The organism is Streptomyces sp. CRN 30 (genome assembly GCF_034105845.1).
In genome coordinates this window covers 1-4,783 of the sequence record NZ_JAVRHI010000199.1, presented here as the reverse complement: position 1 = coordinate 4,783, position 4,783 = coordinate 1, and the positions used below count along the sequence as shown (strand labels likewise).

The following is a 4,783-nucleotide window of genomic DNA, read 5'->3' as shown; positions in this document are numbered from 1 at the left end:
GCTGATCGTGGACCTCATGTACGAGGGCGGCCTGGAGAAGATGCGCTGGTCGATCTCCGAGACCGCCGAGTGGGGCGACTACGTCACCGGCCCGCGGATCATCACCGACGCCACCAAGGCCGAGATGAAGAAGGTCCTCGGTGAGATCCAGGACGGCACCTTCGCCAAGAACTGGATGGACGAGTACCACGGCGGTCTGAAGAAGTACAACGAGTACAAGAAGCAGGACAGCGAGCACCTGCTGGAGACCACCGGCAAGGAGCTGCGCAAGCTCATGAGCTGGGTCGACGAGGAGGCGTAAGCCTCAGGGCCGTGGGGGCCGGAGCTTCGCCGCTCCGGCCCCTTCGGCGGACCGGGGCGGCGCCGTGGACGCGGCGTTGTCCAGCCCGTCCAGCCCCGGACGGGTGATCCTTCCGCAGAGGCGCAAGACGACCTCCGCCGCGCAACTACACTGCTGCACTAATACGCGTCAGGCCCACAGCGTCGTGCGTCTTCCACGCGGCAAGCATCCCTCCACCGCCTGCGGCCGTCGGGACGGCCGTCCGCATTGGACTTGTGAGGACTCACGTGAGCTCGAAACCTGTCGTACTCATCGCTGAAGAGCTGTCGCCCGCGACCGTGGACGCGCTCGGTCCGGACTTCGAGATCCGGCACTGCAACGGAGCCGACCGCGCCGAACTGCTGCCGGCCATCGCCGACGTGGACGCGATCCTGGTCCGCTCCGCGACCAAGGTCGACGCCGAGGCCATCGCCGCCGCCGGCAAGCTGAAGGTCGTCGCGCGCGCCGGTGTCGGCCTGGACAACGTGGACGTCTCCGCCGCCACCAAGGCCGGCGTGATGGTCGTCAACGCGCCGACCTCCAACATCGTGACCGCCGCCGAGCTGGCCTGCGGCCTGATCGTCGCCACCGCCCGCAACATCCCGCAGGCCAACGCCGCGCTGAAGAACGGCGAGTGGAAGCGCAGCAAGTACACCGGCGTCGAGCTGGCCGAGAAGACCCTCGGCGTCGTCGGCCTCGGCCGCATCGGCGCCCTCGTCGCGCAGCGCATGTCCGCGTTCGGCATGAAGGTCGTCGCCTACGACCCGTACGTGCAGCCCGCGCGGGCCGCGCAGATGGGCGTCAAGGTCCTCTCGCTTGACGAGCTGCTCGAAGTCTCCGACTTCATCACCGTCCACCTGCCGAAGACCCCCGAGACCCTCGGACTCATCGGCGACGAGGCGCTGCGCAAGGTCAAGCCGAGCGTCCGCATCGTCAACGCCGCGCGCGGCGGCATCGTCGACGAGCAGGCGCTGTACGCGGCGCTCAAGGAGGGCCGCGTCGCCGGCGCCGGCCTCGACGTGTACGCCAAGGAGCCCTGCACGGACTCCCCGCTCTTCGAGTTCGACCAGGTCGTCGCCACGCCGCACCTCGGTGCCTCCACCGACGAGGCGCAGGAGAAGGCCGGTATCGCCGTCGCCAAGTCGGTGCGTCTCGCCCTCGCCGGTGAGCTGGTCCCGGACGCGGTCAACGTCCAGGGCGGCGTCATCGCCGAGGACGTCAAGCCCGGTCTGCCGCTCGCCGAGCACCTCGGCCGGATCTTCACCGCGCTCGCCGGTGAGGTCGCCGTCCGCCTGGACGTCGAGGTCTACGGCGAGATCACCCAGCACGACGTGAAGGTCCTGGAGCTGTCCGCGCTCAAGGGTGTCTTCGAGGACGTCGTCGAGGAGACCGTCTCCTACGTCAACGCCCCGCTGTTCGCCCAGGAGCGCGGCGTAGAGGTCCGGCTGACGACCAGCTCCGAGTCGGCCGAGCACCGCAACGTCGTGACGGTGCGCGGCACGCTGGCCAATGGCGAGGAGGTGTCGGTCTCCGGCACGCTCGCCGGTCCCAAGCACCTCCAGAAGATCGTCGCCGTCGGCGAGTACGACGTGGACCTGGCGCTCGCCGAGCACATGGTCGTCCTGCGCTACGAGGACCGTCCCGGTGTCGTCGGCACGGTCGGGCGCATCCTCGGCGAGGCGGGCATCAACATCGCGGGCATGCAGGTCGCCCGTGCGACGGTCGGTGGCGAGGCGCTCGCCGTGCTGACCGTCGACGACTCCGTCGCCGCCGGGGTGCTGGGGGAGGTCGCGGCCGAGATCGGCGCGACGTCCGCTCGATCGGTCAACCTGGTCTGAGGTGACCGTGGTCCGGGGGCTGCCGCCCCCGGACCCCCGCTCCGGCCCTGCGGGCCTTGTCCTCAAACGCCGGACGGGCTCAGATGCCGGACGGGCTGAAGGACGCGGTCTTCTTCCTGGCAGCGCGCAGGGTCATCGCCGCCATGACCGCCGCCAGCACCAGCACCGCCGCCGCCGCGATCGCCGCCCCCCGCATCCCGTCGGTGAACGCCTCGCGGGCCGCCGCTGCCAGGGCGTCTCCCGTGCGTCCCGGCAGATGGTCCGCGACGGCCAGGGCGCCGCCGAGTGTCTCGTGGGCCGCGGCAGGGGCCGAGTCCGGGACGCCGTGGCGGTAGACGGCCGTACCGATGGAGCCGAGGAGCGCCATCCCCATCGCCCCGCCGAACTCCGCGCCGGTCTCCATCAGCGAGGACGCCGCGCCCGCCCGCTCCACCGGGGCCGTGCTCAGGGCGAGGTCCATGATCTGGGACATCACCGCGGTGACGCCCGAGGCGAGTACCGCGCAGGCGATCAGTACGACGGTGAGGGAGTCCGTCCCGGCGGCCGTGAGGATCACGTAGCCGCATGCGGCGGCGGCGAACCCGGCCGTCACGACATGCGCGCGATCGACGCCCTTCCGCACCAGGTGGGCCGCGAACGGCGCGGCGAAGCCGATCGGCACCGAGGGGAGCAGCGCCCACAGCGCCGCCTCCATCGCGCTCTTGTCCAGGACCGACTGGATGTACTGCGTGGTGAAGTAGGCCGAGCCCATCATCCCGAACATGGTGACGGCGTTCAGGACGAGGGACGGTGCGAAGCCCCGGCCCCGCAGCAGCGCCGGGGAGATCATCGGGGACGGTGCCGTCCGCTGGCGGTGGACGAAGAGGGCGGCGAAGAGCAGGCCCACGGTGATCGACATGACGTAGCGGACGTGGAACCCCTCGGAGGGGATCTCCTTGAGGCCGTAGACCACGGGGAGCACCGCGGCCAGGGAGAGCGGGACGCTCGGCCAGTCGAAGCGGCCCGGGGCCGGGTCGCGCGACTCGGGGAGCAGGACCGGGCCGAGGACGAGCAGCAGGACCATCGCGGGCAGGTTGACCAGGAAGACCGAGCCCCACCAGAAGTGCTCCACCAGGACACCGCTGAGCACCGAGCCGAGGGCCACGCCGCCCGTCATCACCGCCGACCACAGTCCGATCGCCTTGGCGCGCTGCCCTGCGTCGGTGAACATCGAGCGGACCAGCGCGACCGTGGTCGGCATGAGCGTCGCGCCGCCGACGCCGAGCACCGCGCGGGCGGCGATCAGGGTCTCGGCGGTGTGCGCGTAGGCCGCGACCAGGGAGGCGGCACCGAAGGCCGCGGCGCCGATCAGCAGCAGCCGGCGGCGGCCGACGCGGTCGCCGAGCGCGCCCATCGTCATCAGCAGGCCGGCCAGGACGAAGCCGTAGATGTCGAAGATCCAGAGCTGCTGGGTGCCGCTCGGTTCGAGGTCGGCGCTGATCGCGGGGATGGCGAAGTACAGGACGGAGACGTCCATCGAGACCAGCAGCAGCGGCAGCATCAGCACGCCGAGCGCGGTCCATTCACGGCGTCCGGCGAGGGACGGGGTTGTCGTCATGGCGGTGACCATACGCACGTCTTAAACAGTTGTCTATGACGTTTGTTTAAGACATACGTATGGATCGAGGGGTAGGGTGGCGCCATGGGACACCGTGAGGATCTGCTCGAAGGCGCCCAGCGCTGCCTGCTCGCCAAGGGATTCGTGCGGACGACCGCGCGCGACATCGTCAAGGAGTCCGGCACCAACCTGGCGTCGATCGGCTACCACTACGGCTCGAAGGACGCGCTCCTCGCGCAGGCGTACGTGGCGATGGTCGAGAACCTGTCGGAGGCGTTCGACGGCGAGGTGCACGGCGCCCCCGGCTCGCTGGAGCGGTTCGCCTCGGCCTGGTCGAACATCGTCGGCACCATGCGCGACCCGGGGTCGATGTGGCGGCTCAGCATGGAGATCGTCACCATGGGCGACCGGCTGCCCGAGGTCCGCGACCACCTCGCCCGTGCCCAGCGCGAAGGCTCCCGCGGACTGGTCACGCTCTTCATGGGCGGCCGTGAGGAGGACGTGCCGGAGGAGACCGTGGACACGCTCGGCGCCTTCTACACGACGCTGATGATGGGGCTGATGGCCCAGTGGACCTTCGACCCGAAGACCGCTCCGGAGGCGGAGCAGCTCACCGAGGGGCTGCGCCAGGTGATCCGCGGCGCAGGCGGCACGCCTTGAGCGCCATGTGCAGCAGCAGCCGGTCCTCGCCGTCGTCGAGGTCCAGGCCGGTGAGCTGTTCGACGCGGGAGAGCCGGTAGTAGAGGGTCTGGCGGTGGATGCCCAGCTCGGCGGCGGTGCGGCCGGCCTGGCCTGCCCGGTCCAGGTAGACCTCCGCGGTGCGGGCCAGCTCCCGGTGGGCGGGGGAGAGCAGGGCCGCCACGGCCGGGTCCGGTGCCGCCTCCCGGGGGACCGCCGTGAGCAGGCGGTACGGGCCGATCGACGCCCACTCGGCCACCGGTCCGAACCGGGACTCCGCGAGCGCCGCGCGGGCCGCCGCCGACGCCTCCCGCCACGCCGTCCCCAGCTCCGCGAGGCCGGTGCGGGCGG

The 4,783-nt window shown here is 71.1% G+C and carries 4 protein-coding genes and 1 pseudogene; 3 read left to right on the top strand and 2 right to left on the bottom strand.

Annotated features, from left to right (window positions below; genetic code table 11):
• Window positions 1-301 (top strand): annotated as a pseudogene (locus UW392_RS20925) (ketol-acid reductoisomerase); the annotation flags it as partial.
• 266 nt (window positions 302-567) lie between these two features.
• Window positions 568-2,157, top strand: a complete 1,590-nt coding sequence (gene serA, locus UW392_RS20920; protein ID WP_320776579.1) for a phosphoglycerate dehydrogenase — start codon at window positions 568-570, stop codon at window positions 2,155-2,157.
• Between the two features lie 79 nt (window positions 2,158-2,236).
• Here serA and UW392_RS20915 read toward each other — a convergent pair whose 3' ends face one another.
• Complete coding sequence (locus UW392_RS20915) at window positions 2,237-3,754, bottom strand: MFS transporter (RefSeq protein WP_320776578.1); 1,518 nt, start codon at window positions 3,752-3,754, stop codon at window positions 2,237-2,239.
• A gap of 84 nt (window positions 3,755-3,838) precedes the next feature.
• On the opposite strand from UW392_RS20915, the gene UW392_RS20910 reads away from it, so the two are divergent.
• Window positions 3,839-4,414 (top strand): TetR/AcrR family transcriptional regulator, encoded by a 576-nt coding sequence (locus UW392_RS20910; RefSeq protein ID WP_320776577.1) that lies wholly within the window; start codon window positions 3,839-3,841, stop codon window positions 4,412-4,414.
• Here UW392_RS20910 and UW392_RS20905 read toward each other — a convergent pair.
• The coding region (locus UW392_RS20905) for a helix-turn-helix domain-containing protein (RefSeq protein ID WP_320776576.1) at window positions 4,365-4,783 on the bottom strand (419 nt) is incomplete at its 5' end. The two genes, UW392_RS20910 and UW392_RS20905, sit on opposite strands and share 50 nt — an antisense overlap.

Bases quoted from the DNA above. Each gene is read 5' to 3' on its own strand.
- UW392_RS20910 (WP_320776577.1), top strand. From the start codon at position 3,839: ATGGGACACCGTGAGGATCTGCTCGAAGGCGCCCAGCGCTGCCTGCTC.
- UW392_RS20915 (WP_320776578.1), bottom strand. From the start codon at position 3,754: ATGACGACAACCCCGTCCCTCGCCGGACGCCGTGAATGGACCGCGCTC.